18 protein-coding genes and 2 tRNA genes are annotated in these 25,647 nt (G+C 61.3%); 8 read left to right on the forward strand and 12 right to left on the reverse strand.

All coding sequences use genetic code 11. The annotated features are described in order from the left end of the window. The first annotated feature begins 188 nt into the window (after positions 1–188). The 5 genes from xerD (at position 189) to ACLH0J_RS10000 (ending at position 5,408) form a co-directional block, all read left to right on the forward strand. A complete protein-coding gene (gene xerD, locus ACLH0J_RS09980; RefSeq protein ID WP_411391837.1) occupies positions 189–1,085 on the forward strand; it encodes a site-specific tyrosine recombinase XerD in 897 nt (298 codons plus the stop codon). A 139-nt stretch (positions 1,086–1,224) separates the two neighbouring features. Continuing rightward, a complete protein-coding gene (locus ACLH0J_RS09985) occupies positions 1,225–1,956 on the forward strand; it encodes a thioredoxin fold domain-containing protein (RefSeq protein WP_411391838.1) in 732 nt (243 codons plus the stop codon). 129 nt (positions 1,957–2,085) lie between these two features. After that, on the forward strand, positions 2,086–3,390 hold the full coding sequence (locus tag ACLH0J_RS09990) for a homoserine dehydrogenase (RefSeq protein WP_411391839.1): 1,305 nt from the start codon (positions 2,086–2,088) through the stop codon (positions 3,388–3,390). Positions 3,391–3,457: 67 nt separating this feature from the next. Further along, positions 3,458–4,867, forward strand: a complete 1,410-nt coding sequence (thrC, locus tag ACLH0J_RS09995) for a threonine synthase (RefSeq protein WP_411391840.1) — start codon at positions 3,458–3,460, stop codon at positions 4,865–4,867. Positions 4,868–5,123: 256 nt separating this feature from the next. Beyond that, positions 5,124–5,408, forward strand: coding sequence for a DUF3509 domain-containing protein (locus tag ACLH0J_RS10000; protein WP_411391841.1), 285 nt, complete (start codon positions 5,124–5,126; stop codon positions 5,406–5,408). Positions 5,409–5,577: 169 nt separating this feature from the next. Here ACLH0J_RS10000 and ACLH0J_RS10005 read toward each other — a convergent pair whose 3' ends face one another. Both ACLH0J_RS10005 and ACLH0J_RS10010 read right to left on the reverse strand, forming a co-directional pair. Further along, the gene (locus tag ACLH0J_RS10005; RefSeq protein WP_411391842.1) at positions 5,578–6,462 is read right to left on the reverse strand and encodes a TIGR02285 family protein; all 885 of its coding nucleotides are present in this window, start codon (positions 6,460–6,462) and stop codon (positions 5,578–5,580) included. Further along, positions 6,462–7,661: a CaiB/BaiF CoA transferase family protein gene (locus ACLH0J_RS10010; protein ID WP_411391843.1), complete on the reverse strand. Its 1,200-nt coding sequence runs from the start codon at positions 7,659–7,661 to the stop codon at positions 6,462–6,464. The genes ACLH0J_RS10005 and ACLH0J_RS10010 overlap by 1 nt, the downstream gene beginning before the upstream one ends. A 148-nt stretch (positions 7,662–7,809) precedes the next feature. Here ACLH0J_RS10010 and ACLH0J_RS10015 point away from each other — a divergent pair, with 148 nt between their 5' ends. Beyond that, positions 7,810–8,352: a YaeQ family protein gene (locus ACLH0J_RS10015; protein WP_010565286.1), complete on the forward strand. Its 543-nt coding sequence runs from the start codon at positions 7,810–7,812 to the stop codon at positions 8,350–8,352. Between the two features lie 57 nt (positions 8,353–8,409). After that, positions 8,410–10,119 carry a single-stranded-DNA-specific exonuclease RecJ gene (recJ, locus tag ACLH0J_RS10020; RefSeq protein WP_308581004.1) on the forward strand — a complete coding sequence of 570 codons (1,710 nt, stop codon included), beginning with the start codon at positions 8,410–8,412 and terminating at the stop codon, positions 10,117–10,119. A gap of 65 nt (positions 10,120–10,184) precedes the next feature. Here the strand turns inward: recJ and ACLH0J_RS10025 are convergent, their stop codons facing one another. The 7 genes from ACLH0J_RS10025 to ACLH0J_RS10055 all read right to left on the reverse strand — a co-directional run bounded on the left by ACLH0J_RS10025 (position 10,185) and on the right by ACLH0J_RS10055 (position 19,893). Then, positions 10,185–11,465 carry a virulence factor family protein gene (locus tag ACLH0J_RS10025; RefSeq protein ID WP_411391844.1) on the reverse strand — a complete coding sequence of 427 codons (1,281 nt, stop codon included), beginning with the start codon at positions 11,463–11,465 and terminating at the stop codon, positions 10,185–10,187. Then, positions 11,465–14,107: a bifunctional lysylphosphatidylglycerol flippase/synthetase MprF gene (gene mprF / locus ACLH0J_RS10030; RefSeq protein ID WP_411391845.1), complete on the reverse strand. Its 2,643-nt coding sequence runs from the start codon at positions 14,105–14,107 to the stop codon at positions 11,465–11,467. The genes ACLH0J_RS10025 and mprF overlap by 1 nt, the downstream gene beginning before the upstream one ends. A 266-nt stretch (positions 14,108–14,373) precedes the next feature. Continuing rightward, a tRNA-Met gene (locus ACLH0J_RS10035) sits at positions 14,374–14,450 on the reverse strand. Between the two features lie 173 nt (positions 14,451–14,623). Next, on the reverse strand, positions 14,624–15,748 hold the full coding sequence (locus ACLH0J_RS10040) for an ABC transporter permease (RefSeq protein WP_411391846.1): 1,125 nt from the start codon (positions 15,746–15,748) through the stop codon (positions 14,624–14,626). A 1-nt stretch (position 15,749) separates the two neighbouring features. Beyond that, on the reverse strand, positions 15,750–18,491 hold the full coding sequence (rbbA, locus tag ACLH0J_RS10045) for a ribosome-associated ATPase/putative transporter RbbA (protein WP_411391847.1): 2,742 nt from the start codon (positions 18,489–18,491) through the stop codon (positions 15,750–15,752). A 2-nt stretch (positions 18,492–18,493) separates the two neighbouring features. Beyond that, a complete protein-coding gene (locus tag ACLH0J_RS10050; RefSeq protein ID WP_411391848.1) occupies positions 18,494–19,537 on the reverse strand; it encodes an HlyD family secretion protein in 1,044 nt (347 codons plus the stop codon). Positions 19,538–19,816: 279 nt separating this feature from the next. Then, positions 19,817–19,893: transfer RNA gene (locus ACLH0J_RS10055), tRNA-Met, on the reverse strand. A gap of 277 nt (positions 19,894–20,170) precedes the next feature. Between ACLH0J_RS10055 and dinB the strand changes: the two genes are divergently transcribed. Continuing rightward, on the forward strand, positions 20,171–21,229 hold the full coding sequence (gene dinB / locus ACLH0J_RS10060) for a DNA polymerase IV (RefSeq protein ID WP_411391849.1): 1,059 nt from the start codon (positions 20,171–20,173) through the stop codon (positions 21,227–21,229). A 46-nt stretch (positions 21,230–21,275) separates the two neighbouring features. On the opposite strand, the gene ACLH0J_RS10065 is transcribed toward dinB, so the two are convergent. The 3 genes from ACLH0J_RS10065 to ACLH0J_RS10075 all read right to left on the reverse strand — a co-directional run bounded on the left by ACLH0J_RS10065 (position 21,276) and on the right by ACLH0J_RS10075 (position 25,605). Then, positions 21,276–22,229 (reverse strand): hypothetical protein, encoded by a 954-nt coding sequence (locus tag ACLH0J_RS10065; RefSeq protein WP_411391850.1) that lies wholly within the window; start codon positions 22,227–22,229, stop codon positions 21,276–21,278. Positions 22,230–22,249: 20 nt separating this feature from the next. Next, positions 22,250–23,965, reverse strand: a complete 1,716-nt coding sequence (locus ACLH0J_RS10070) for a proline--tRNA ligase (RefSeq protein WP_411391851.1) — start codon at positions 23,963–23,965, stop codon at positions 22,250–22,252. A gap of 107 nt (positions 23,966–24,072) precedes the next feature. Then, on the reverse strand, positions 24,073–25,605 hold the full coding sequence (locus tag ACLH0J_RS10075; RefSeq protein ID WP_411391852.1) for an AmpG family muropeptide MFS transporter: 1,533 nt from the start codon (positions 25,603–25,605) through the stop codon (positions 24,073–24,075). Positions 25,606–25,647: the final 42 nt, after the last annotated feature.

A 25,647-nucleotide genomic window follows, 5' to 3' on the forward strand; every position in this document is an offset into this window, starting at 1 on the left:
CGGGCTGCTTTTTTGTGCCTGGAATTTGTCGACTGATCTGGGGTAGAGGCGCGGCTATCGCAGGCAAGCCAGCTCCCTCACTTGATCGTTAGTGGTCATAAAATCGATGCACGACACAAATCCAATGTAGGAGCAGGCTTGCCTGCGATAGGATCTACCCGACACTACCGTCATCTGCCTGAGCCCCCATGCCCGCCATCGACCACCCTCTGATTGATCGCTTCCTCGACGCCCTCTGGTTGGAAAAAGGCCTGTCGGACAATACCCGTCAGGCCTATCGCAGCGATCTGGCCCTGTTCAATGGCTGGCTGCAGGAAAAACACCTCGAACTGATCAACGCCGGCCGCGAGCTGATCCTCGATCACTTGGCCTGGCGTCTGGAGCAGAACTACAAGCCGCGCTCCACGGCACGCTTCCTTTCCGGCGTGCGTGGGTTCTATCGCTACCTGCTGCGGGAAAAGCTCATCGCCCTCGATCCGACGCTACAGATTGACATGCCGCAACTGGGCAGGCCATTGCCCAAATCCCTGTCGGAAGCTGACGTCGATGCATTGCTCGCCGCCCCCGACTTGAGCGAAGCCATTGGCCAGCGCGACCGCGCCATGCTGGAAGTGTTGTATGCCTGTGGCCTGCGGGTGACTGAGCTGATCAGCCTGACCCTGGAGCAAGTCAACCTGCGCCAGGGTGTGCTGCGGGTGATGGGCAAGGGCAGCAAGGAGCGACTGGTGCCCATGGGGGAAGAGGCGATTGTGTGGGTCGAACGCTACATGCGCGAGGCCCGTGGCGAACTGCTTGGCGGGCGCCCCAGCGATGTGCTGTTCCCCAGCCTGCGCGGCGAGCAGATGACCCGCCAGACCTTCTGGCACCGCATCAAGCACCAGGCCAAGGTGGCGGGGATCGGCAAGGCACTGTCGCCCCATACGTTGCGCCATGCATTCGCCACCCATTTACTCAACCACGGCGCGGATCTGCGGGTGGTGCAAATGCTGCTCGGGCACAGCGACTTATCCACAACCCAGATCTATACCCACGTGGCGCGGGCACGTTTGCAGGATCTGCACGCCAAGCACCACCCGCGGGGTTGAAAAGCGCCAATTTATCCCGCCACGGGCTGCCCTGCGGCCCAACTGTGGTAGGCTTTGCCGGTTCGCAAAGGGGACGGCTCAGACCCGTGTTTCCAAGCGGTGTTACTTCCCGTCCCTGCATCTGCCTTCAGGAGTTCCCATGCGCTTGACCCAGATTATTGCCGCCGCAGCCATTGCGTTGGTTTCCACCTTTGCCGTCGCCGATGACGCTGCCGAGCAGACCATTCGCAAGAGCCTGGCCAACCTGCAGCTCGACACACCGATCGAAAGCATCAGCGCCAGCCCGATGGCCGGGCTGTACGAAGTGAAACTCAAGGGCAGTCGCGTGCTGTATGCCAGTGCTGATGGCCAATACATTGTCCAGGGCTACCTGTTTCAGTTGAAGGACGGCAAGCCGGTCAACCTGACCGAGAAAGCCGAGCGCCTGGGCGTGTCCAAGCTGATCAACGGCATTCCGGTGGCTGAAACCGTGGTGTATCCCGCCATTGGCGAGACCAAGACCCACATCACCGTGTTCACTGACACCACCTGCCCGTATTGCCACAAGCTGCATGCCGAAGTGCCGGCGCTGAACAAGCTGGGCGTGGAAGTGCGCTATGTAGCGTTTCCGCGCCAGGGCCTGGGCTCACCGGGTGACGAGCAGTTGCAGGCGGTCTGGTGCTCGGCCGACAAGAAAGCGGCCATGGACAAGATGGTCGATGGCAAGGAAATCAAGGCGGACAAGTGCGCCAACCCGGTTTCCAAACAGTTCGCCCTGGGCCAGTCCATCGGCGTGAACGGTACGCCGGCCATCGTTTTGGCTGACGGCCAAGTGATTCCGGGCTACCAGCCGGCGCCGCAAGTTGCCAAACTGGCGCTCAGTGCCAAATAAATCAGCATCGTCGAACCTTCGACGATCAAGGCCCTTTGAGCAGTCGATGGGTCGTTAATTGAAAGCCGCAGTTGTGCGGCTGTTTTCCACGGCCGACCTCGCGTCGGCCGTTTCATGGGGAGTTCTTCAGTGAAACCGGTCAAAGTAGGCATCTGTGGGTTAGGGACCGTCGGTGGCGGCACCTTCAACGTACTTCAGCGTAATGCTGAAGAAATTTCCCGCCGTGCAGGGCGCGGGATTGAAGTGGCGCAAATTGCCACGCGTTCGCCAAAGCCTCAGTTCCAAACGACCGGTATTGCGATTACCAACGATGTCTTCGCCGTGGCGACCAACCCTGAAATCGATATCGTCATCGAGCTGGTGGGCGGCTATACCATTGCCCGCGAGCTGGTGCTCAAGGCGATCGAAAACGGCAAGCACGTGGTCACCGCCAACAAGGCGCTGATCGCCGTGCACGGTAACGAGATCTTCGCCAAGGCCCGCGAGATGGGCGTGATCGTCGCTTTCGAAGCCGCCGTGGCCGGCGGTATTCCGGTGATCAAGGCGATCCGTGAAGGCCTGTCCGCCAACCGCATCAACTGGGTGGCCGGCATCATCAACGGCACCGGTAACTTCATCCTCACCGAAATGCGCGAGAAGGGCCGTACCTTCGAAGACGTGCTGGCCGAAGCGCAGGCCCTGGGTTACGCCGAAGCCGACCCGACCTTCGACGTGGAAGGCATCGACGCAGCCCACAAGCTGACCATCCTGGCGTCCATCGCCTTTGGTATCCCGCTGCAGTTCGACAAGGCCTACACCGAGGGCATCACCCAACTGACCACGGCCGACGTGAATTACGCCGAAGCCCTCGGCTATCGCATCAAGCACCTCGGCGTGGCGCGCAGCACCCCGGCCGGTATCGAGTTGCGTGTGCATCCGACGCTGATCCCGGCCGACCGCCTGCTCGCCAACGTCAATGGCGTGATGAACGCGGTGATGGTCAACGGCGATGCTGCTGGTTCCACCCTGTTCTACGGTGCGGGCGCCGGCATGGAGCCGACCGCTTCGTCGGTGATCGCCGACCTGGTGGACGTGGTTCGCGCCATGACCAGCGACCCGGAAAACCGCGTGCCGCACCTGGCCTTCCAACCCGATTCGCTGTCGGCTCACCCGATCCTGCCGATCGAGGCGTGCGAAAGCGCTTACTACCTGCGCATCCAGGCCAAGGATCATCCGGGCGTGTTGGCCCAGGTTGCCAGCATCCTGTCGGAGCGCGGCATCAATATCGAGTCGATCATGCAGAAGGAAGTCGAGGAGCAGAACGGCCAGGTGCCGATGATCCTGCTGACTCACCGCGTGCTCGAGCAGCACATCAACGATGCCATCACCGCCCTGGAAGCCTTGCAAGGCGTAGTGGGCCCGGTGGTACGTATTCGCGTCGAACACCTGAACTAACCGATTTGTGCCAGGGGCCCCGTGCGTTCGGCGGCCTCTGTTCGAGAATGATTTAGAGGAGCCAGTCATGCGTTACATCAGCACCCGCGGCCAGGCACCGGCCCTGAATTTCGAAGACGTTCTGCTGGCAGGCCTTGCCACCGACGGCGGCCTGTACGTGCCGGAAAACCTGCCACGCTTCACCCAGGAAGAAATCGCGTCCTGGGCCGGTCTGCCGTATCACGAGCTGGCCTTTCGCGTGATGCGCCCGTTCGTCACCGGCAGCATTCCGGATGCGGACTTCAAGAAGATCCTGGAAGAGACCTACGGCGTATTTTCCCACAGCGCCATCGCCCCATTGCGCCAACTGAACGGCAACGAGTGGGTACTGGAGCTGTTCCACGGCCCGACCCTGGCGTTCAAGGACTTCGCCCTGCAACTGCTGGGTCGCCTGCTGGATTACGTGCTGGAGAAGCGCGGCGAGCGTGTGGTGATCATCGGTGCAACCTCCGGTGATACCGGCTCGGCGGCCATCGAAGGCTGCAAGCACTGCGAAAACGTCGACATCTTCATCCTGCACCCGCACAAGCGCGTGTCGGAAGTACAGCGTCGGCAGATGACCACCATTTTTGGTGAGAACATCCACAACATCGCCATCGAAGGCAACTTCGACGACTGCCAGGAAATGGTCAAGAACAGCTTCGCCGACCAGAGCTTCCTCAAGGGCACGCGCCTGGTGGCGGTGAACTCGATCAACTGGGCGCGGATCATGGCCCAGATCGTCTACTACTTCCACGCAGCCCTGCAGTTGGGCGGCCCGGCACGTTCGGTGTCGTTCTCGGTGCCGACCGGCAACTTCGGCGACATCTTCGCCGGCTACCTGGCGCGCAACATGGGCCTGCCGATCAACCAGTTGATCGTCGCCACCAACCGCAACGACATCCTGCACCGCTTTATGAGCGGTAACCAGTACGTCAAGGAAACCCTGCACGCCACCCTGTCGCCGTCCATGGACATCATGGTGTCGTCGAACTTCGAGCGTCTGCTGTTCGACATGCATGGTCGCAATGGCGCGGCGATTGCCGGCTTGATGGACACCTTCAAAAGCGGTGGCGGTTTCAGTGTCGATGAAGAGCGCTGGACCGAAACCCGCAAGCTGTTCGACTCGCTGGCGGTGGACGATGCGCAGACCTGCGAAACCATCGCCGAAGTCTATGCCCAGACCGGCGAACTGCTCGACCCGCACACCGCCATCGGTGTGAAGGCCGCCCGTGAATGCCGGCGCAGCCTGGACATCCCGATGGTGATCCTCGGTACCGCGCACCCGGTCAAATTCCCGGAAGCGGTGGAGAAGGCGGGTGTTGGCAAGGCGCTGGAGTTGCCGGCGCACTTGGCTGACCTCTTCGAGCGTGAAGAGCGTTGCACCGTGCTACCGAATGACCTGAAGGCGATGCAGGCGTTTGTCAGCCAGCATGGCAATCGTGGTAAGCCGTTGTAAGGCTGATACGCACACAAAAACGCCGCGCCCCTTCCCTGGGGTAGCGGCGTTTTTCGTTTCTGGCGGGCCCATTGTGTAAGCAGTCATGTGCGTACGTTTTTTGGTTGTCATGTTGCAAGCGCATGCTGGTGCAAGACGCTCCCTATTGATTCCATAACGACGAAAAAACGAACTTTTCCATGTTCCGATCCGTCAATCAGGATAGATACAGCTCCCCTTGAAACGATTGTTCCCCAACTATTGAGTGGTGATCGAGATGGAAAGTATCAGCCTATTGCTCGAAGAAGCATTGAGCCCTTATCAGGTTTCGCTGACCCCCTCTGGTGTGCAGGGCGAGTGCCTGGTGACCGTAAAGAATCGTGCTGGCGCGATCATGGTCGAGCGTGACGTCGACCGGGCGCAGTTGATGGATAAGCGCCTGCTGGTCGATGTGGTGGACTGCCTGCTGCGCGACCTCAAAATCGCCGAAGGACGCCTGGAACCTTCGATGATCGCTGCCCTGCGTAGTGCAGCCCAAACCCGCGGCGGCGCCGTGGCATGAAGAATTGTTTACCTGTTGAAACTTCCTATGGCATGGCCTGTCAGATTTCGTAACAGCAAGAATGAACATTGTGCTCCGGTGTTTGTGCCTTGTTGTACTGGTCTTTGTAGGCCACGTTTAACCCCGAAGTGTTTCCCCACGCTTCGGGGTTTCTTTTGTCTGTGATTTCTCACGGCGGAGGCACTTCCTGGAAAAAGCTCGGGTTATCGCGCAGATACTGTTTACGCATGACCGGGTCCAGCCATGCGGCGTAGGACTGTTGCACCTGTTTCAGCGGGATGTCATGCAGCACTTGGTCGATGCGCTCGATGGCCTCGCGTCCCATGGGGGTGTCCGAACAGCCGATATGGGTACGTTGGTAGGGCGCGTTACCTTTGATGGGGTAGAAGTTCAGGTCGTCGGCAGCGATCCCTTGTCGTAGCGCGTGATAGCGGATTTCCGGCCAGTAGCCCAACACCGCTTCCAGCCGCCCCAGGCGTTGCATCTGTAACAAGCTGCCGAGGGCGTCGTTGCCATAGTGGAACGCCAGTGTCTGCGCATCGGCGTGCCTCAGCCGTTCATCAATGACCGGGCCGTAGCTGCGTTCGGCAATCGCACCCACCCGTGCTGTATGGGCGTCGAGAAAGGCCTGCAGATCGAACTGGCCGTCCACGATAAACGTCGCCATGGCCTCCTGTTGGCTGCGTCGGATCGTGATCCCGTTGCTGACCACCACAAATGCCTGGCGGGAAAACACCATGTATTGGGCGCGCTCTGGCGTCCACAGTAATGAGGGATCACAGGTGAACGTGGGCTCGCGCAACATTTGCATGCCCCGCGCGCGATTGACGTGCAGCACCTGATGTCGATATTGCGGCAAGTGCTCGATCAGTATCGGCAACAACTGGTCCAACGCACCCTGGCCTTTGCTCGGGCCTTCGAGAATGGTCAACGGCGGTAGGTCGCGCAGCAACCAGATCAGCGTGTCCTCGGCCTGCGCTGCCGGTGGCCAGCCGCCGGCCATCAGTGCGGCGAGGCACAGCTGAATCAGCCAGCGTTTGTATCGATCGGCCATCAGATCGCGCCTTCCTCGCGCAAGCGGACAACAGCGGCGCTGTCGTACCCCAACTGGGCGAGCAGCACGTTGTTGTGTTCGCCCAGTTGGGGCCCGACCCATTCGCAGCTGCCCGGGGTCTGCGACAACTTGGGCACGATGCCGGGCATCTTGAAGTCCTTGCCGTCGGGCAGTTGGGCCTTGAGGAACATTTCACGGGCCAGGAACTGCGGGTCACCGAGCATGTCTTCGGCGCTGTAAATGCGACTGGCAGGCACCTCGGCCTTATTGAGCTGTTCCACCACCTGCTCCAATGGCAGCGAGTTGACCCAGCGGTCGATCACCCCATACAACTCATCGCGACGGCTATCGCGTCCGTCATTGCTGGCAAGCGTCGGGTCGTTGGCCAGGTCGTCACGACCGATAGCCGACATGAAGCGCTTGAAGATCGCATCACCGTTGGCGCCGATCTGCACATGTTTGCCATCGGCGCTGGTGTGGATCGAGGAGGGGGTAATGCCGGGCATGATGTTGCCGGTGCGTTCGCGAATGAAGCCGAACACGTCGAATTCGGGGATCATGCTTTCCATCATCGCGAAGATGGCTTCGTACAAGGCCACGTCCACGACCTGACCCAAACCGCCGTTGACCTCACGATGACGCAGTGCCATCAACGCGCCGATCACGGCCCACAACGCGGCGATGGAGTCGCCGATGGAGATCCCGGTGCGCACCGGCGGACGGTCTTCGAAACCGGTGATATAGCGCAGTCCGCCCATGGATTCGCCCACCGCACCAAACCCCGGCTGATCCTTCATCGGCCCGGTCTGGCCAAAACCCGAAAGGCGCACCATCACCAGCTTGGGGTTGAGCGCGTGCAGGGTGTCCCAGCTCAGGCCGAGCTTTTCCAGCACGCCAGGGCGGAAATTCTCGATCAGGATGTCGGCGTCCGCCAGTAACTGCTTGAGGATCGCCAGGCCGTCCGGGTGCTTGAGGTTGAGCGTCAGCGACTTCTTGTTACGCGCCTGCACGAACCACCACAGCGAGGTGCCTTCATACAACTTGCGCCATTTACGCAGCGGGTCGCCGCCATCGGGCGATTCCACCTTGATCACCTCGGCGCCGAATTCGGCGCAGATGCGTGAGGCGAACGGGCCGGCGATCAGGGTGCCGAGTTCGATGACTTTCAAGCCGGCAAGCGGTTTGGCATTAAACGACATGAGGATCCTTGTCTGCGCAGGGCGGTGATGTGAAGCCTTTTAACATAGGCGAGTGGCCCAGGGATAAGGATGATGCAGAGCATGATTCGTTGAATAGCTTCGCCATCGGTTAGACTGGCCGCCTTTTCCTGTCTCTAGAAGTCCGTTCATGGCCCAGCCGTCCACGACCTACAAATTCGAACTCAACCTCACCGACCTCGACCGCTCGGTGTACGAGAGCGTCAAACAGACCATCGCCCGCCACCCTTCGGAAACCGAAGAACGCATGACTGTGCGCCTGTTGGCCTACGCCCTCTGGTACAACGAGCAGGTTTCGTTCGGCCGTGGCCTGTCAGATGTAGACGAGCCAGCCCTGTGGGAAAAAAGCCTGGATGACCGCGTCTTGCATTGGATCGAAGTCGGCCAGCCCGATGTCGACCGCCTGACCTGGTGCTCGCGCCGCGCCGAGCGTACCAGCTTGCTCGCCTACGGCAGCCTGCGTGTGTGGGAAGGCAAGGTGGTGCCAGCGGCGAAAAGCATGAAAAACGTGCACATCGCGGCGGTTCCGCAGGAAGTCCTCGAGACGTTGGCCAAGGACATGCCTCGCGTGATCAAGTGGGACGTGATGATCAGCGAAGGCACGATCTTCGTCACCGATGATCGTGGCCAGCATGAAGTGCAGTTACAGTGGCTGGTCGGCGAGCGCGGTTGAGCCAGCGCTTGTAGCTTGCCACTAATATTTCCCCTACAGAGAATTCCCCACCGTCCCATGCGTATTGATCCCCGTCCGTTACCCGCTGTCCTGCCGTTTCTCGGTGAATTGCCACCGCTGTTGACCCGTCTGTACGCCGCGCGCGGGGTAAGGTCAGAGGCAGAGTTGGACAAGAGCCTGGCGCGGTTGATTCCTTACCAGCAGCTCAAGGGCATCGACGCAGCGGTAGACCTGCTGGTGACGGCCCTGGAGCAACGCCAGCGCATCCTGATCGTCGGCGACTTCGACGCCGACGGCGCCACCGCCAGCACCGTGGGCACCCTGGGCCTGCGTTTGCTCGGTGCGGCCCATGTCGACTACCTGGTGCCCAACCGCTTTGAATACGGTTACGGCCTGACCCCGGAAATTGTCGCCGTGGCCTTGCAGCGCGAGCCGCAGTTACTGATCACCGTGGACAACGGCATCTCCAGCGTCGAAGGCGTGGCGGCGGCGAAGGCGGCGGGGCTCAAAGTGCTGGTGACCGACCACCACTTGCCGGGGGATGAGTTGCCGGCGGCGGATGCCATCGTCAACCCGAACCAGCCGGGCTGTGAGTTTCCCAGCAAGGCCTTGGCTGGGGTCGGGGTGATCTTTTATGTCTTGATGGCCTTGCGTGCCCGTTTGCGCAGTCTGGGCTGGTACGAAAATAAGCCGCAGCCCAACCTTGGCGAGTTGCTCGACCTCGTTGCCCTGGGCAGCGTCGCCGACGTGGTGCCGTTGGACGCCAATAACCGCATCCTGGTCCATCAGGGCCTGGAGCGCATCCGCGCCGGTCGCGCACGGCCGGGGATCAAGGCGATCCTCGAAGTGGCCAAGCGTGATCACGCCCGTATCACCTCCACCGACCTCGGGTTTATCCTCGGGCCCCGCCTGAACGCCGCCGGGCGTCTGGATGACATGAGCCTGGGCATCGAGTGCCTGCTTACCACCGACGTTGCCGCCGCCCGGGAAATGGCCGCGCAACTGGACGGTATGAACCAGGATCGCAAATCCATCGAGCAAGGCATGCAGCGCGAGGCCCTGGCCCAGCTCAAGGACTTGCCGGTGGAGTCGATGCCCTACGGTTTGTGCTTGTTCGATCCGGAGTGGCACCAAGGGGTGATCGGCATTCTGGCGTCGCGCATGAAAGAGCGCTACTTCCGCCCGACCATCGCCTTCGCCGACGCGGGCGATGGCTTGCTCAAGGGCTCGGGCCGTTCTGTGCAGGGCTTTCACATCCGTGACGCGCTGGCGGTGGTGGCGAGCCAGCATCCGAACCTGATCACCAAGTACGGCGGCCACGCCATGGCGGCGGGGCTGACCTTGCCCGAGGAACATTTCCCACTGTTTGCCGAAGCCTTTGATGCGGAAGTGCGTCGGCAATTGCGCGAAGAAGACCTCACCGGCCGGCTGTTGTCCGATGGCACCCTGGCGGTGGAAGAGTTTCACTTGGAACTGGCGCGCGCCCTTCGCCACGCCGGCCCTTGGGGGCAGCACTTTCCCGAACCGCTGTTTCACGGGGTGTTTCAGTTGGTGGAGCAACGGGTGGTTGGGGAGCGGCACCTGAAGGTGGTGCTCAAGAGCGAATGCGGATCAGTGAAGCTCGATGGCATTGCGTTTGGGGTCGACCGTGAGGTCTGGCCGAACCCGACGGTGCGTTGGGTGGAATTGGCCTACAAGCTGGACGTGAACGAATTCCGTGGCCAGGAAACCGTGCAGTTGATGATTGCGCATATCGAACCGCGCTAGCCCAACCAATCCATGTGGGAGGGGGCTTGCTCCCTCTCACATTGGGTTTTGCGTACAGCCCGGAATTACTCGGATTTGGCCTGGTGCTTGACGATGATATCCACCAGACGCTTGGCCAGTGCCGGGTAGTTCTCATCGAAGTGATGCCCGCCAGGCAGTTTCACCGCCTCGCCTACCGCCGTCTTGTCGGTACAGCCACTCTCGTCGACTTCTTCGGCACCGTAGATGCACACCACCTTGTCCGCCGGCAGCTTGGCCATTTCCGGGCCGGTCGCGGCTTCTTTACCGGCGTTGCCCAGCCAGCCTTCCACTTCGATTTCAAAGCTGCCGGTGCGGGCGAAGGCCAGCAGGATGATAACGTCGACCCGTTGCTGCTCGTTTTCCGGCAGGCGGTTGTAGATCGCTGGCAGTACGTCGGCGCCGAATGAGTAACCGGTCAGCACGAAGCGTTTGGTGCCCCACTTTTGCCGATAGTGCTGCATCAGTTCAGTGAGGTCCTTGGCGCTTTGCTCCGGGGTCTTGTGCTGCCAGTAGTAGCGCAGGGTGTCGATGCCGACCACCGGGTAGCCGATCTTGGCCATTTCGCCGGCCACGTCGCGGTCCAGGTCACGCCAGCCGCCATCGCCGGAGAGGAACAGGGTCACGGTATCCTTGGCCTGGCCGGCGGGGACTTCCACCACGGGAATCGCCAGGCCGCCGTTGTCCGAACCCACCAATTGCTTGCGCAGTTCGTTGTTCAGCACTTGCGGGTAATGAATGTCGTAGTCGCTGATGCTGGTGGTGGCGCGCGGTGTGTCGCGTACGAAACTGGCGCTTTCATCGTCAGGGTTGTCGTTCCACGCCACCAGCCAGTTGCCATGGGCGGCGGTCTTGGGCAGCGGGTCCTTGCAGCCTTCCTGCACCAGGGCGAAGCCGACGGAGATCGCGTTGGCCTTGTCGTTGTTCTGGGTGGCCAGCCAGCGCCACGCAAGGGCGGCGCCTGGGCCGATGCCGCTCACCAGCGTCGGCGCGCCCTTGAGTTGGGCCAGGGCGCCTTGTAGCGCCTGTTCCTGCAGCTTGCAGTCGTCTTTGGGCAGGATCACCTGGACGATTTGTGCCTTACCGCCTTGGCTCAGGGCGATCAGTTGACTGTCGGTCAGGATTTCATCCGCCATCACCGCTACGGCCACGCGCGCTTTTGCTGTCCCGGCCGGCGTCACGCGGGTCATTACCGAACCGTCGGCCTGAGGCAGTTGCTCCAGGGTCGGTTGCGCGGCAGGGCGGTTCCAATACCAATAGCCACCCCCCAGGATCAGGGCCAGCAGCACTACAACGGCCAATACATACCGCCAGGAGCGTCGAATCATTAGCGTTTCACCAATCCAGTCAAGCCACCCGCGATCAGGGCGGCGGTATCGGCCAGTGCCACCAGCGGATCAAGTCCTGCGGGCACGGCCATGTAGCGGGGTTCCCAGTCAGGCTGGAACTTGTCTTTGAAACGGCGCAAACCTTGGAAGTTATACAGTTGTTCGCCACGACGGAACACCATCGAGCCCAGGCGTTGGGTCAGCGGCGCGCCACGGCGAGGTTGCAGGCCCGACAATGGCACCATGCCGAGGCTGAAGCGAGCATAACCATGACTCTTATAGTGTTGAATCAGGCCGACCATCATGAACTCCATGGTCAGCTTGGGCGCATCGGGGTGGGCGCGCATCAGGTCGAGGCTGGCCAGGTCGTGGTTGTAGGTCTCGAGCAGGTTGGCGAAGGCCACCGGGTGTCCTTCGAAGCGAATGATCGCAATGCGAAAGTGCTTGAGGTAGTCGTCGCTGAAGCGGCCGAGGGAAAAGCCCTTTTCCCGCACGTTCTTGCCGGTCAGCCAGGCATCGGAAATAACCTTGAGTTCGTCCATCGGCGCGGTGCCCGGTTCGTGGATTTCCAGGGACAGGCCGTCCCGGGTGCCACGGTTCCAGGTGTAGCGCAAATCCTTCATCTCTTTGCCCTTGGCTTCCAGGTCAAAGCGTTTGAGGTCGACGCGGGCTTCTTCGCCCAGCTTGATCGCGGTGAGGCCGATGTCCATGTAGTACGGCAGGTTCTCCGCGCGCACCTGATAGAACACCGGACGCGCATGGTGGATGTCGCACAGGTCGCGGAACTGCCAGATCATCTCGGCGCGGGGCTGGGTCGGGCCGATCGGGTCATACAAGGCCACCAGGCTGCGACCGCGACGGGCATACATCAGGAAGGCTTCGTCATTGGGGTGGAACAGCAGCGCCTTGTCGCCGGTCAGCGCCAGGCCGCCGTCGGGCTGCGACGAGGCCATCAGGATCTTGGTGGCGCGTTCCAGTTCTTCCGGCGTCGGCAGGTGAATCACCGGGCGCGCGGTACGCAGCAACCAGGTCAGCGACACGATCACCAGCAACACGGCGGCGCCCAGCAGCGAGCGCAGGCCGCGCGGGGCGTTGGCGTCGAGGGTGAACTGCCACCACAGTTGATGACTATAAGGGACGTCTTGATAGGCAAACAGCAGCAGCCAGATCGAAGCCCCCAGCACGCAGACGCTGGCCACCAGGTACAGCGGCGAGAACGGCAGCTCGGTCAGGCGGCTGGCGCGGTAGAACGAGCGTCGGAAGATGGCCAGCAACACCGCGGTCATGGTCATCAGGCTGGCTTCTTCCCAGTCGAAGCCCTTGAGCAGTGACAGCAGGGCGCCGGTCAGCAGCAGCACCATGGTCAACATCCAGGCCGCCGACAAGCGTCGACGCAGGCCCTGGGCCAGCAGCAGGCACAATACGCCGATCAGGCTGGCGCCAAAGTGCGAAGCATCAATCAGGCGGTGGGGAATCAGAAAGCCGATGTTTTCCAGGCGTGAGTCGATTTCCGGTGTGGCGCCGGAAAACAGCAGGACCACGCCGGACAAAAAAACCAGCACGGCCAGTACCGGCGCCGCCAGGCCCGAGGCGACCCGCAGGCTTTGCTGGGTCTGGAACAGGCGTTGGGCTTCGTTGACCAACAGGAACACGCAGGCGATCAGCAGCGGCAGCACCACATAGATCATGCGATACAGCAGCAGGGCAGCGGCCAATGGCGCGGCGCCAAGCTTGTCGGCGAAGGCGGCGAGCAGGATGGCTTCGAAGACACCCACGCCCCCCGGCACATGGCTGAGCACGCCAGCGGCCAGGGCCAGCAGGTACACCAGCAGGAACGGCCCGAAGGGCGGCGCTTCCGGCAACAGCATATAAAGGACTGTGGCGGCCGCAGCGACGTCCAGGGCCGTGATGATCAGTTGCAGGAAGGTCAGGCGACGACCCGGCAGACGCAGGGTGCGACGGCCGACCTTGACCACCAGGTTATCCGGATAGGGTTGTTCCGGCAGGCGACGACGATAGATGCCGATGCACAGCATGGCCGACAACAACAGCACGGCGCCCGCCACTCCGCCGAGCACCGTTTGCGGTAGATGCAGGTAGGTCGAGGCCGCCGGCAAGTTACTCAGCGTGGCCAGCGCCGCCAATGGCGGCAGGGCACAGCCCAGGGCCAGGCTGGCGAACACGGTCATGTGTGCGACTTCCGACGCGCCGAGGCCATGGCGTGCATATAAACGGTAGCGGACCGAGCCGCCTGAGAGCATCGATAAACCGATGGCGTTGCCGATGGCGAACGCGGTGAACCCACCCAGGGCAAGGGTCTTGGCGGGCAGTTTCACCCCGGCGTAGCGCGCGCCGGAAAACTCATAGCCCAACAGAACGACGAAGCCCGCGACCGCAGCGGCAAATGCGCCGAGCAACGCTGGCTTGGGCACTTCCAGGATCGAGTCATGGAGGGCGTAGAGGTCCAGTTCGAGCAGCAGGTGGCGGCAGGCGACGAGGGCGATTGCAAACAGCAGCAACGTAACCGCCAGCCCGATGGGTTGGCGGTACTTGCTTAACAGATCCAGCCAGCGCAAGCGGGTGGGCGCGATCGGTTGTTCTGCTGTGACGGTGTCTTGTGGTTCAGACGAGTTGGCGCGCATCAATCACCTCGTGGATTGTGCGCGACAGGATGGAGGTATCCAGCCAAGTTACCAATCCCTATGGACAAAATAATTACAAATATTAACGCGTATCACCGGGGGCGGCGACTGCGGCCATTGGTCGTAGAGGATTAAGCGTAGCGTGCAATGGCATGGACTCGATAAAACCCGTACGGTTTCATGAAAGATGCCATGCCATTGTTTCAGAAGAACTTTTTTATCGGATACAAAAAAGGCCACTCTTTCGAGTAGCCTTTTTTGATGTTTGGTTGCGGGAGCCGGATTTGAACCGACGACCTTCGGGTTATGAGCCCGACGAGCTACCAGACTGCTCCATCCCGCGTCTGTGGGCGGCATTCTACAGCCAAGCGCCAGGGTGTCAACCGTTAATGGTCCAATGGGTCAAATAACTGCGAATTAGCCGCTGAATCACGACAATGTGCGGTAAGTGCGCGCAAGGAAAAGGTTTTTTGTCGGACAATCGTCCCGGCCAAAAACCGGCAGGCTCAGAAACCCTTATCGCAAGGTCGCAACGGACTGGCGGAACAGCAGCAAGCTCATCACCAGAAACGTCACGCCCATCACCAGCACCGTCACGAACTCCTTCCAGACGATATCGAGGCCCGCGCCTCGATACACGATCGCCTGCATGAAGCCCACATAGTGCCGCGACGGGAAAAACCACGTCACGTACTGGACCCATTGCGGCTGGCTCTCGATGGGCGACATGCCGCCCGACAGCATCATCATCGGCATCACGGCCATCATCATCAGCAGGGCAAATTGCGCCATGGTGCGCGCGAGCGTGCCGAGGAAGATGCCAATCGCTGCCGTGGCGAAGATGTAGATGAGGGTGCCGAGCAGCAGAACGCCGCGCGAGCCGGCAATCGGCACGTCGAGGACACCCTGGACCACGAATAAAAGAGAACAGATGAAACCGATCATGATCACCAGCCCGCTCGACCAGACTTTGGCGAGCGCTATCTCGAAGGCCGTCAACGGCATCACCAGCAGGTGCTCGATCGTACCGTGCTCGCGCTCGCGCAACAGCGCTGCGCCGGTCAGGATAATGATCAGCATCGACAGCTGATCGGCGAGGCCGACGACCGCGCGGAACCAGGATTGTGTGCCGTTGGGATTGAACGCGCGGCGGATGACGAGATCGGAGGAGAGTCCGCTGGTTCGCTCCATTTCCTGGCGGTAGCGCGTGACCTCGTCGGTCACCATGTTCTGGATATAACCCCCACCCAAGGACGCCTGCTGGACGGCGGTGGCGTCGGCGTTGACCTGCACCTCGATATCGCGCCCCTTGCGCACATCCGCTTCAAAGCGCGGAGGAATGACCACGACGAGGGTGTAAAGCCCGTTGTCCATGGTGCGGTCGATATCGGCGGCGCTGATCAGTTTGGCCGCCTGAAAGTACGGTGGATAGAACAGCCCGACAATCGAGCGCGACAGGCTGGAATTGTCCTCGTCGACGATCGCCACGGAGGCATTGTTGACGGTCTCGCCGGCGCCGGTCGACTGCATATAGATGCTGATGCCGAAGGAATAGATGATGAAGAGGATCATCATCAGGTCCTTCGAGAGGGCGCGCAGGTCCTTGACGCCGAGCCAGAATATGTTGAAGAGGCTGTTCATCTTATTTCTCCTGTTTGCGCAAGAGCAGCGCGGACAGCAACAGGAAGGCCGGACCGAACAGGGTCAGCGCCAGCAGATCGCTGGCCATGTCGGTGAAACCGAGTCCCTTGGTGAACGCGCCAACACTCATATGCAGGTAGTAGCTCGTCGGCCACAGGTAACCCATGAAGCGTGCGCCGCCCTCCAGCGTCGAAACGGGCTGCATCATGCCGGAGAACTGCATGGTCGGCAGCATCGACAGCACCGCTCCGGCGAACACCGCGGCGACCTGGCTCGACGTGAAGGTCGAGATGAACAGCCCATAGCCGGTGGCCGCCGCCACATAGAACAGCGCGCCCAGGGTCAGCGTGAGACCGTCGCCTTTGAGCGGGACATCGAAGAGGAACAGCACGGTCGCGGTCATGATGAAAAAATTGAGCATGCCAACGCCCATGTAAGGCAGTTGCTTGCCGATCAGGAACTCCAGGCGCGTCGTGGGGGTGGCGTAGAAGTTCGTGATTGTGCCGATTTCCTTTTCGCGGGCAACGCTGACCGCTGTCAGGATGGCAAGAAACATCATCAGCAGCATCGCCGGCACCGCAGGCCCGATCGCGTAGATGCTCTCGGCTGTCGGGTTGTAACGGTTGCGGATCACGATGCTGGTCGTCGGTTTCGTGCTCGTGACGTCGCTGGACTCGCGCTTTCTCTGTTCGGAGAAGAGATTGTGCGCCGATTGCACGTAGCCCTCGATGGTGGCGGCGCGCGAGGTGTTGGCGCCGTCGATCCAGGCCGATACCTGCCAATCCGCACCGCGTTTGACCAAGCGTCCGAAGCCGGGTGGGATTTCGATCGCCAGCGTGATGTCGTTCGACTTCAGGCGTTGCTGCATTTCTTCGATGCTGTGGACCGGCGTCTTTTCGGTGAAATAGCGAGAGCTCGAAAAATTGGCCAGATAGTCTCGGCTTTCCGGCGTCTCGTCGTGGTCGAACGCCGCATAGGTGAGGTTGGTCACATCGCTGGAGACGCCGAAGCCAAAGATCAACAGCATGATGAACGAACCGAGAAAGGCGAAGGCAAGCCGCACCGGATCGCGCATCAGCGACAACGTCTCGCACTTGGCAAAGGCGAGGAGCCGCCGCAGCGGCATGAAGGCCCAGCGCCTGGGTGACACAGTCAGCGCATCCTGCCGGGGCTGCATCGTGGCAATGGCGGCTGGGGGCGCGGGCGAAGAGGGCTCGGCGTCTTCGATATAGGCGATGAACGCCTCTTCGAGATTCGCGCTGCCCTTGGACGCGATGACGTTTTGCGGCGTGTCGCAGACGAGGACGCGACCGGCGTGCATCAGGGAGATGCGGTCGCAGCGCATGGCCTCGCTCATAAAATGCGTGGAGACGAAGATCGTCACATTGCGGGTTCGTGAGAGATCGCCGAGCAAACGCCAGAATTCGTCGCGTGCCAGCGGGTCGACGCCTGAGGTGGGCTCGTCGAGGATCAGCAACTCGGGATCGTGCACGATGCCCACGGCCAGCGAGAGGCGCTGCCGCACACCCAGCGGCAGCGAGCTCGCTTCGGTGTCGGCATAGTCGACAAGGCCGACATCGTTCATGAGCTGGGCGATACGCGCGTCGGCGCGGTCGGTGGCCAGATGAAAAAGGCGCGCATGCAGACGCAGGTTTTGCCGCACGGTCAGTTCGCCATAGAGCGAGAACGATTGCGACATGAAACCCACGCGCCGGCGGACCGACAGGTCGTTGGCATCGACAGGTTTTCCGCAGACCTCGGCCTCTCCCTCGCTGGGCGCCAGCAGTCCGGTCAGCATCTTCATGGTCGTGGTCTTGCCGCTGCCGTTCGAACCGAGGAAGCCGAAGATTTCCCCGCGCTCAATGGCGAAGCTGACGCGATCGACCGCAGTGAAGCTGCCGAAACGGCGGGTCAGGTTCCTCGCGACAATCACCGGCGCCTCCGTGCTCGGCTGGCGTGGCGGAATCACCAGTCGCGGCGCCGCCGATTGCTGTCCTGGTTGCAGGGCGGCAAACACCGCTTCCATGTCTTGTTGGCCGGTCTTCGCACGCAGCTCATCCGCGGTACCGCAGGCCAGCACGCGTGCGTGATCCATCGCGATAAGCCAATCACATTGGCCCGCCTCATCCATATAGGCGGTGGAGATGACCACACTCATGGTCGGCCGCTCGCGCCGCAACTCGCCGATCAGATCCCAGAACTGTCGACGCGACAGCGGATCCACGCCGGTCGTCGGCTCATCGAGAATGAGCAGGTCGGGGTCGTGAATGAGCGCGCAGCACAAACCGAGTTTTTGCTTCATGCCGCCCGACAGCTTTCCGGCAGGCCGATCGAGAAAGGGCAGCAAGCCGATGGCGGCCGCCAGGCGCTGCGTGCGTGCGTCGCGTTCCGACGCAGACAGGCCGAAGAGGGTGGCGAAGAACGCCAGGTTCTCGCGGACGCTGATCTCCTGGTAGAGATTTTTGCCGAGTCCTTGCGGCATATAGGCAATGCGCGTGCACACGGAGCGACGATGCCGGGCATTGTCCATGCTGCCGCCGAGGACCGTGACCGATCCGCTCTGTATCTTCCGCGCTCCGGCGATCAGGCCCAGCAGCGTGGACTTTCCGGCGGCATCCGGGCCGATGATGCCGGTCATCTGGCCGCTCGGCAGTTCGAGCGATACATCGTCGAGCGCTCGAACCTTGCCATACAGATGGGTTGCGTTGGACACCTCGGCGATCAGCGATGCGCGAGCCACCATTGTCAATCCTCGGCATCGGCAGGGTCGCCCTGAACGCGTTTTTGCAGGTTATCCGGCCAATCTGGCGGGTTCGGATCGAGGCGCACATAGCCGATGCCGCGAGTCCCGGTTTTCACTTGGTTGAGATGGCGCGCGATGAGGCTCGGCGGAATGCGCAGCTTGATCCGGAACATGAGCTTGTCGCGCTCGCTGCGGGTCTCGACCTGTTTGGGCGTGAACTGAGCGTCGGGTGAGACGAAACTCACTTTGGCCGGGACGGCGAAGTCGGCACCGTCGAAGACAATTCGTGCGGCCGACCCAATCGTCACGCGCATGGCCTGTTCGGAGGGGAGATAGATCTCCATGTAGATCTCTGACAGGTCGATGATCGTCAGCACCTTTCCGCCCGCCGCAACCACTTCCCCTGGGTTGGCGAGACGATAAAGCACGCGGCCCTGCACCGGCGCCAAAAGAATGGTATCGACGATCTGGGCGTCGGTCTGATCGACCAGGGCTTGCGCGGCCACCACCGATCGCTGGCGTGCGGTCACGGTCTTCTCGGCGGCTTCGAGCACAGCGCGGGCAGAATCGCGTTCGCCCTGCGCCTCATCGCGGTTGTCCTCACTGATCGCACCGGTCACGACCAGCTTGAGGGCGCGGCGAAGCTTTGCTTCCTTGAGGGTCAGTTCTGCCTGGCGTTGCACAACGGTCGCCTTCGCCTCAAGCATTGAGGCCTCCTCGGACGCCACGTCGGCGGCATATTTGGCGCGTTGCGCTTGCAACTCCGTAGTATCGAGGCGGGCGAGTACCTGGCCTTCGGTGACGAGATCGCCTTCCCGGGCCAGCACCTCGCGCACGCGTCCGGCGGACTTCGCGGCGATGTCGATTTGGTCGGATTCGATGCGGCCGTTGCCTGATACCAGGCCCTGGGGCAGCTTGCCTTGCTGGCTATGCCACCAATACCAGGCGCCGCCGGTACCGACGGCCAGCGCTATGACCAGGATCAGAAGAATCCTTGCGGCACGCCGCCAAGACCACTTTGCATCGGTACTCGGGATGGGCGTCATGATCCGATCCTTGAGCGTGGGTTGGGGTGTGAGCAAAGTCGTGCGGTGTCGTGAGACGTAAGCGAGATCACGTTATTTCATCAGCCATGTCTGGCGAATACCCGCGTTCGCCCATCTTGGTAGATGCTACCCATCGAGTGCCGTGCATAACGTTGATCTTTATCAAGCAATCGGGCTGAAGCGGCGCGCGACCATCGCCCTTACTCTTCAGTCGTTAAAAGCAGCACAAACAAAAACACCGCCTCGACGGTTAGGTCGAGGCGGTGTTTTCGTTTGTGTTGGTTGCGGGAGCCGGATTTGAACCGACGACCTTCGGGTTATGAGCCCGACGAGCTACCAGACTGCTCCATCCCGCGTCTGTGTGTCGGCATTCTACAGAGGAACGCCGGTGTGTCAACCTGTTACCGGAAGAAAAGCGCTTGTGGTTCAATCGGTTAGCGCTCCAACGCGGCGCTTGAAAGTCCTCGGGGCCAGTCTGGCCGAGGCTTTCAGCTCTATCGGAGGGTTAAATTCGATTGAAAAAATAAATTCATCTGAGAATTTTCCTACCGCTCAGAGGGAAGATTCAAACTACTGGTGCTATATACAGGTGTGAATGCGATACTGGCCACCCGTTGAACTGCCTTCTTATCTATGACGCAGCGCAAAATCATCCACGTCGACTGTGATTGCTTCTACGCCGCCATCGAGATGCGCGATGACCCGAGCCTGGCGCAAAAACCACTGGCCGTCGGCGGCTCGGCGGATCGACGCGGAGTCATCGCCACCTGCAATTACGAAGCGCGGGCCTATGGCGTGCGTTCGGCCATGTCGTCGCGCCACGCCTTGAAGCTGTGCCCCGACCTGACCATCGTCAAGCCGCGCATGGATGCCTATAAAGAAGCATCGAAAGAAATCCAGACGATTTTTCGCGACTACACCGATCTGATCGAGCCACTGTCGCTGGATGAAGCCTACCTGGATGTTTCCGATAGCCCGCACTTTGGCGGCAGTGCCACGCGCATCGCCCAGGACATCCGGCGCCGCGTCTCCAATCAACTGCACATCACCGTGTCGGCGGGTGTGGCGCCGAACAAATTCCTGGCCAAGATCGCCAGCGACTGGAAAAAGCCCAACGGCTTGTTTGTGATCACTCCAGACCAGGTCGAGGACTTTGTCTCCCAATTGCGCGTGAGCAAGTTGCATGGTGTGGGCAAGGTCACGGCCGACAAGCTGGCGCGCCTGGGCATCGAAGACTGCCTGCAATTGCGCGAGTGGAACAAGCTGGCGCTGGTGCGTGAATTCGGCAGCTTTGGTGAGAGGTTGTGGAGCCTGGCCCGTGGGATTGATGATCGTGTGGTGCAGAACGACAACCGGCGCCAATCCATCAGTGTGGAAAACACCTACGATGTGGATCTGCCTGATCTCTCAAGTTGCCTGGCGAAACTGCCCGAGCTGATGGAAACCCTGGCCGGACGCATGGCGCGTATCGACAGCAGTTACCGCGCGGGTAAGCCGTTCGTGAAGGTGAAATTTCATGACTTTACCCAGACGACGCTGGAGCAGGCGGGGGCAGGGCGGGACCTGGAGAGTTATCAACAGTTGCTGACCCAGGCGTTCAATCGCGGCGGCAAGCCGGTGCGGTTGCTGGGGATTGGCGTGCGGTTGCTCGACCTGAGTGGTGGCAACGAACAGCTCGAGCTCTCCTGGTAGAAATCCCCAACAGAATGTGGGAGGGCGTCAGCTCCCTCCCACAGCCTCAGCGGGCTCCGGGATCCGCGACGAGTCGTCCCGCATCCTTGGTCAGCGCCTGCAGGAATTCCTGCTGCAATTCCGGATCGTTGCGCGTCAGTTCAATCAGGCTTTGTTCCAGTTCGCTGGCTTCTTCCTCCAGGCCCAGTTCCGACAGGCGCTTGACCCGGTGCACCCACTGGTTGACTTCATCGTCTTCCAGGTCGTCGTAGATCAGGCCGTGGGCTTCGAGCAACTTGCCGCGCAGGGTGTTGCTGATCGCCAGGGTCGAGTCCGAATGCGCATCGTCCTGGCCATCGTCCACGCTGATCTTCAAGGTCGTGACACGGTTCAGGTCCTGCTCGGCGAACGGGCTGTCCAACAGGTTCAGGCGCAGTACGCCGTTGCGGTCGGTGGTCAGTTCATGAGTCTGCTTGCCGGCAGTGACCTGCACCGGGCGCTCGCTCCAGGGCAGGCTCGAATACTCCACGCGCTTGTCGCGCTGGACTTCATCGATACCCGCGAGGTTCTGTTGCGCACGACCATGGGATTGCACGTTCATGAACGGGTTGAGGCCGTCGATGCCATAGGTCAGCCAGTCGTGGGTCATGCTGGTCGGCAGGTTGCCGAGGGCGAAGATATTCGCCACGTTGGCGCCCGCGCCGGCCACCAGGGCGACCGCTCCCAACGGCATCTCATAGAGTTTGCGCCAGGGTTGGTAGGGGGTGTAGCGATCGTAACGACGGGTGACTTCGAATTCGGTGACCTCGAAGGTCTTCTGCTCGTGAATGCGAACCCGGCGTTGCGGCAGTTCCAGCACTTTGGGTTCGCCGACATCGATCTGCAGGCTGTGGTCGAGCAACTTACGCTCGACCCGCTCCTCGTGCTCACTGCGTTGCGACATCTGGTTGGCGCAGCCGCTGACCAGCAGGGCGCCGCACAAGGCGGCGCCCCCCAGGGCTCTGGTGTTTCGCTTGAACATGACTTCTCTTGATCTGGTTTTCAGCGACGAATACGCGCCTGAAGGAAAGACAGCACGTCAGCCACCGGCAACGGTTGGGCTTCGGCTTCGGTCCGGCTCTTGTATTCCAGATTGCCATCGGCCAGGCCGCGGTCACTGACCACGATCCGGTGCGGGATGCCAATCAGCTCCATGTCGGCGAACTTGATGCCCGGGCTGGTTTTCTTGTCGCGGTCATCCAGCAGCACTTCGAAACCGGCGGCCGTCAGTTCGGCATACAGTTTGTCGGTGGCTTCGCGGACTTGCTCGGTTTCGTAGCGCAGCGGCACCAGGGCCACCTGGAACGGCGCGAGGGCGTCACTCCAGATGATGCCTTTCTCGTCGTTGTTCTGCTCGATGGCAGCGGCAACCACGCGGGAGACGCCAATGCCGTAGCAACCCATTTCCAGGGTAATCGGCTTGCCGTTCTCGCCCAGCACTTCGCACTTCATCGCTTTGCTGTACTTGTTGCCCAACTGGAAGATGTGCCCGACTTCGATGCCGCGCTTGATTTCCAGGGTGCCCTTGCCGTCCGGGCTTGGGTCACCGGCGACCACGTTACGCAGGTCGGCCACGGTCGGTACTGGCAGGTCGCGCTCCCAGTTCACGCCGAAGTAGTGCTTGTCGTCGATGTTCGCGCCGATAGCGAAGTCGCTCATCAGCTCGACCGAACGGTCGATGATGATCGGCAACGGCAGGTTCAGCGGGCCGAGGGAACCGGCACCGGCGCCAATGGCGTCGCGCAGTTCGGCATCGGAGGCCATGACCAGCGGGCTGGCCACGCCCGGTTGTTGGGCGGCCTTGATTTCGTTGAGCTCGTGGTCGCCACGGATCACCAGGGCGATCAGCTTGCCGGCTTCTTCGGCGTGCACGATCAGGGTCTTGATGGTCTTTTCAATCGGCAGATTGAATTTTTCCACCAGGGCCGCGATGGTCTTGGTCTCCGGGGTGTCCACCAGGCGCAGTTCTTCAGCCGGGGCTGGACGGGAGGTTTCCCGTGGCACGGCTTCGGCTTTTTCGATGTTCGCCGCGTAGTCGGAACCGTTGCTGAACACGATATCGTCTTCGCCGGACTCGGCCAGTACGTGGAACTCGTGGGAGCCGGCGCCGCCGATGGAGCCGTTGTCCGCTTCAACCGGGCGGAACTTCAGGCCCAGGCGCGTGAACACGTTGCAGTAGGCGGTGTGCATGCGGTCGTAGGTGACCTGCAGGGACGCCTGGTCGGCGTGGAACGAATACGCATCCTTCATGATGAATTCGCGGCCGCGCATCAAGCCGAAGCGTGGGCGGATCTCATCACGGAACTTGGTCTGGATCTGATACAGGTTGAGGGGCAGCTGTTTGTAGCTGCTCAACTCGTTGCGCATCAGGTCGGTGATCACTTCTTCGTGGGTCGGGCCGGCGCAGAAGTCGCGGCCATGACGGTCCTTGAAGCGCAGCAATTCAGGTCCGTACTCTTCCCAGCGCCCGGATTCCTGCCACAACTCGGCCGGTTGGGTGCTCGGCATCAACACTTCCAGGGAACCGGCGGCGTTCATTTCTTCGCGAACGATGGCTTCGACCTTGCGCATCACCTTCAGGCCCATGGGCAGCCAGGTGTACAGGCCGGAAGCCAGCTTGCGGATCATACCGGCGCGCAGCATCAGCTGATGGCTGATCACAACCGCGTCGGAAGGCGTTTCTTTCAGTGTGGCGAGCAAATATTGACTGGTACGCATGGGAGGCCGTTGTCGGTTGCTTGGACTTGAAGTGACTTGGGATTGTACGGGCGCAAATTGCTCGCGTACAGGATCGCGGCTGACATGTGCCCCCAGGAGCAGGTGTGTCAGTCTTCTTCGGGCGGGTTCAAGCGAATCCGCCGATTTTCCTGGTACCAATGCAGCGCGATCAGCAGCAGCGTGGGCACACCCAGCATGCAGGTAATCAGGAAGAAGTTGTGATACCCGAACTTCTCCACCATCACGCCTGAATAGCCGCCGATCAGACGCGGCAGCAGCAGCATGATCGAGCTGAGCAGCGCGTATTGGGTCGCGGAGAACTTGAGGTTGGTCAGGCTCGACAGGTAGGCCACGAACGCCGACGTGGCCAGGCCCGAGCTGAAGTTGTCCAGGGAGATGGTGAAGATCAGCATCTGCAGGTCCGGGCCCATGTCGGCGAGCATCACGAACAGCAGGTTGGTGCCGGCCGACGCCACGCCGCCGATGAACAGGATCGGCAGGATACCGAACCGCACGATCAGCAGGCCGCCCATGCCGGCGCCGACCAGTGTCATGATCAGGCCGAAGATCTTGCTGACCCCGGCGATCTGGTCCTTGGTGAAGCCCTGGTCGATGTAGAACACGTTCGCCATCACGCCCATCACCGTGTCGGACATGCGATAGGTGGCGATCAGCCCCAGCAGCAGCAGGGCTTGCCAGCGATAGCGCAGGATAAAGTCGTTGACCGGCGTCAGCACCGGCGCCAGGCCACGGCGGCCCACGGCCGAGAGGCACAGGGCGGTCAGGGTGATATAGAGGATGGCGCGCAGGAAGGCGCGGTCTTCCATCAGCAATTCCCACAGGCTCACGCCGTGGAACAGCACGCTGGCAAAATCGGTGTTGTACAGCTGGGTGAACATGGCCGGCACGGACACCAGCAGCACGATCAGCACGAACACCGACACCAATTGATGAACGAAGCTGTAGCGCCCGGCCTGCAACTGAGTACGCAGCGGCACGTTCGGTTCGCGCATGAACAGGGTGGTCAGCAGCGCCGGGATCATCAGCACGCCGAACAGCACATAGGTGCCGGTCCAGGCCGAGTGTTTATAGTTGAAGCCGGTGGAACCGAAGCCTTCGGCAAAAAACAGCGCACCCGCCGTGGCCAGCAGGGCGGCGATGCGATAGCCGGACATATAGCTGGCGGCCAGGGCGGCCTGGCGGCTGTCGTCGGCGATTTCCAGGCGGTAGGCGTCGACCGCGATGTCCTGGGTGGCGGACGCGAACGCAACGACGACGGCAATGGCGATCAGCCAGGACAGATGTTTTTGCGGGTCGCAGAAGCCCATGCCGATCAATCCGAGGATCACCAGCGACTGGGCAAGTACTAGCCAGGAACGACGACGTCCGAGTTTACCGAGCAGCGGCAGGCGCCATTGGTCGAGCAGCGGCGACCACACCCATTTGAAGGCATAGGCCAGGCCGATCAGGCTCGCATAGCCGATCGTCTCGAGGGCCACACCGGCCTCACGCAACCACACCGAAAGCGTCGAGAACACCAACATGTAAGGCAAGCCGGCGGCAAAGCCGAGCAACAACAGCACTAACGTCGAGGGGCTGGCATAGGCGGCGAGCGCGGCGCGCCAGGTTTTACGGGGCATGGGCTGGAGTCTGCCTCAGATTCGCGGAAACAAAGCGCGCAC

Source organism: Pseudomonas sp. MPB23, from assembly GCF_046605395.1.
In the GTDB taxonomy this organism is placed as follows: domain Bacteria; phylum Pseudomonadota; class Gammaproteobacteria; order Pseudomonadales; family Pseudomonadaceae; genus Aquipseudomonas.

What these genes read in the sequence shown, in the direction of transcription:
- xerD (WP_411391837.1), top strand. Translation starts at nt 189, where the DNA reads ATGCCCGCCATCGACCACCCTCTGATTGATCGCTTCCTCGACGCCCTC.
- ACLH0J_RS09985 (WP_411391838.1), top strand. Translation starts at nt 1,225, where the DNA reads ATGCGCTTGACCCAGATTATTGCCGCCGCAGCCATTGCGTTGGTTTCC.
- thrC (WP_411391840.1), top strand. Translation starts at nt 3,458, where the DNA reads ATGCGTTACATCAGCACCCGCGGCCAGGCACCGGCCCTGAATTTCGAA.
- ACLH0J_RS10000 (WP_411391841.1), top strand. Translation starts at nt 5,124, where the DNA reads ATGGAAAGTATCAGCCTATTGCTCGAAGAAGCATTGAGCCCTTATCAG.
- ACLH0J_RS10005 (WP_411391842.1), bottom strand. Translation starts at nt 6,462, where the DNA reads ATGGCCGATCGATACAAACGCTGGCTGATTCAGCTGTGCCTCGCCGCA.
- ACLH0J_RS10010 (WP_411391843.1), bottom strand. Translation starts at nt 7,661, where the DNA reads ATGTCGTTTAATGCCAAACCGCTTGCCGGCTTGAAAGTCATCGAACTC.
- ACLH0J_RS10015 (WP_010565286.1), top strand. Translation starts at nt 7,810, where the DNA reads ATGGCCCAGCCGTCCACGACCTACAAATTCGAACTCAACCTCACCGAC.
- recJ (WP_308581004.1), top strand. Translation starts at nt 8,410, where the DNA reads ATGCGTATTGATCCCCGTCCGTTACCCGCTGTCCTGCCGTTTCTCGGT.
- ACLH0J_RS10025 (WP_411391844.1), bottom strand. Translation starts at nt 11,465, where the DNA reads ATGATTCGACGCTCCTGGCGGTATGTATTGGCCGTTGTAGTGCTGCTG.
- mprF (WP_411391845.1), bottom strand. Translation starts at nt 14,107, where the DNA reads ATGCGCGCCAACTCGTCTGAACCACAAGACACCGTCACAGCAGAACAA.
- ACLH0J_RS10040 (WP_411391846.1), bottom strand. Translation starts at nt 15,748, where the DNA reads ATGAACAGCCTCTTCAACATATTCTGGCTCGGCGTCAAGGACCTGCGC.
- rbbA (WP_411391847.1), bottom strand. Translation starts at nt 18,491, where the DNA reads ATGGTGGCTCGCGCATCGCTGATCGCCGAGGTGTCCAACGCAACCCAT.
- ACLH0J_RS10050 (WP_411391848.1), bottom strand. Translation starts at nt 19,537, where the DNA reads ATGACGCCCATCCCGAGTACCGATGCAAAGTGGTCTTGGCGGCGTGCC.
- dinB (WP_411391849.1), top strand. Translation starts at nt 20,171, where the DNA reads ATGACGCAGCGCAAAATCATCCACGTCGACTGTGATTGCTTCTACGCC.
- ACLH0J_RS10065 (WP_411391850.1), bottom strand. Translation starts at nt 22,229, where the DNA reads ATGTTCAAGCGAAACACCAGAGCCCTGGGGGGCGCCGCCTTGTGCGGC.
- ACLH0J_RS10070 (WP_411391851.1), bottom strand. Translation starts at nt 23,965, where the DNA reads ATGCGTACCAGTCAATATTTGCTCGCCACACTGAAAGAAACGCCTTCC.
- ACLH0J_RS10075 (WP_411391852.1), bottom strand. Translation starts at nt 25,605, where the DNA reads ATGCCCCGTAAAACCTGGCGCGCCGCGCTCGCCGCCTATGCCAGCCCC.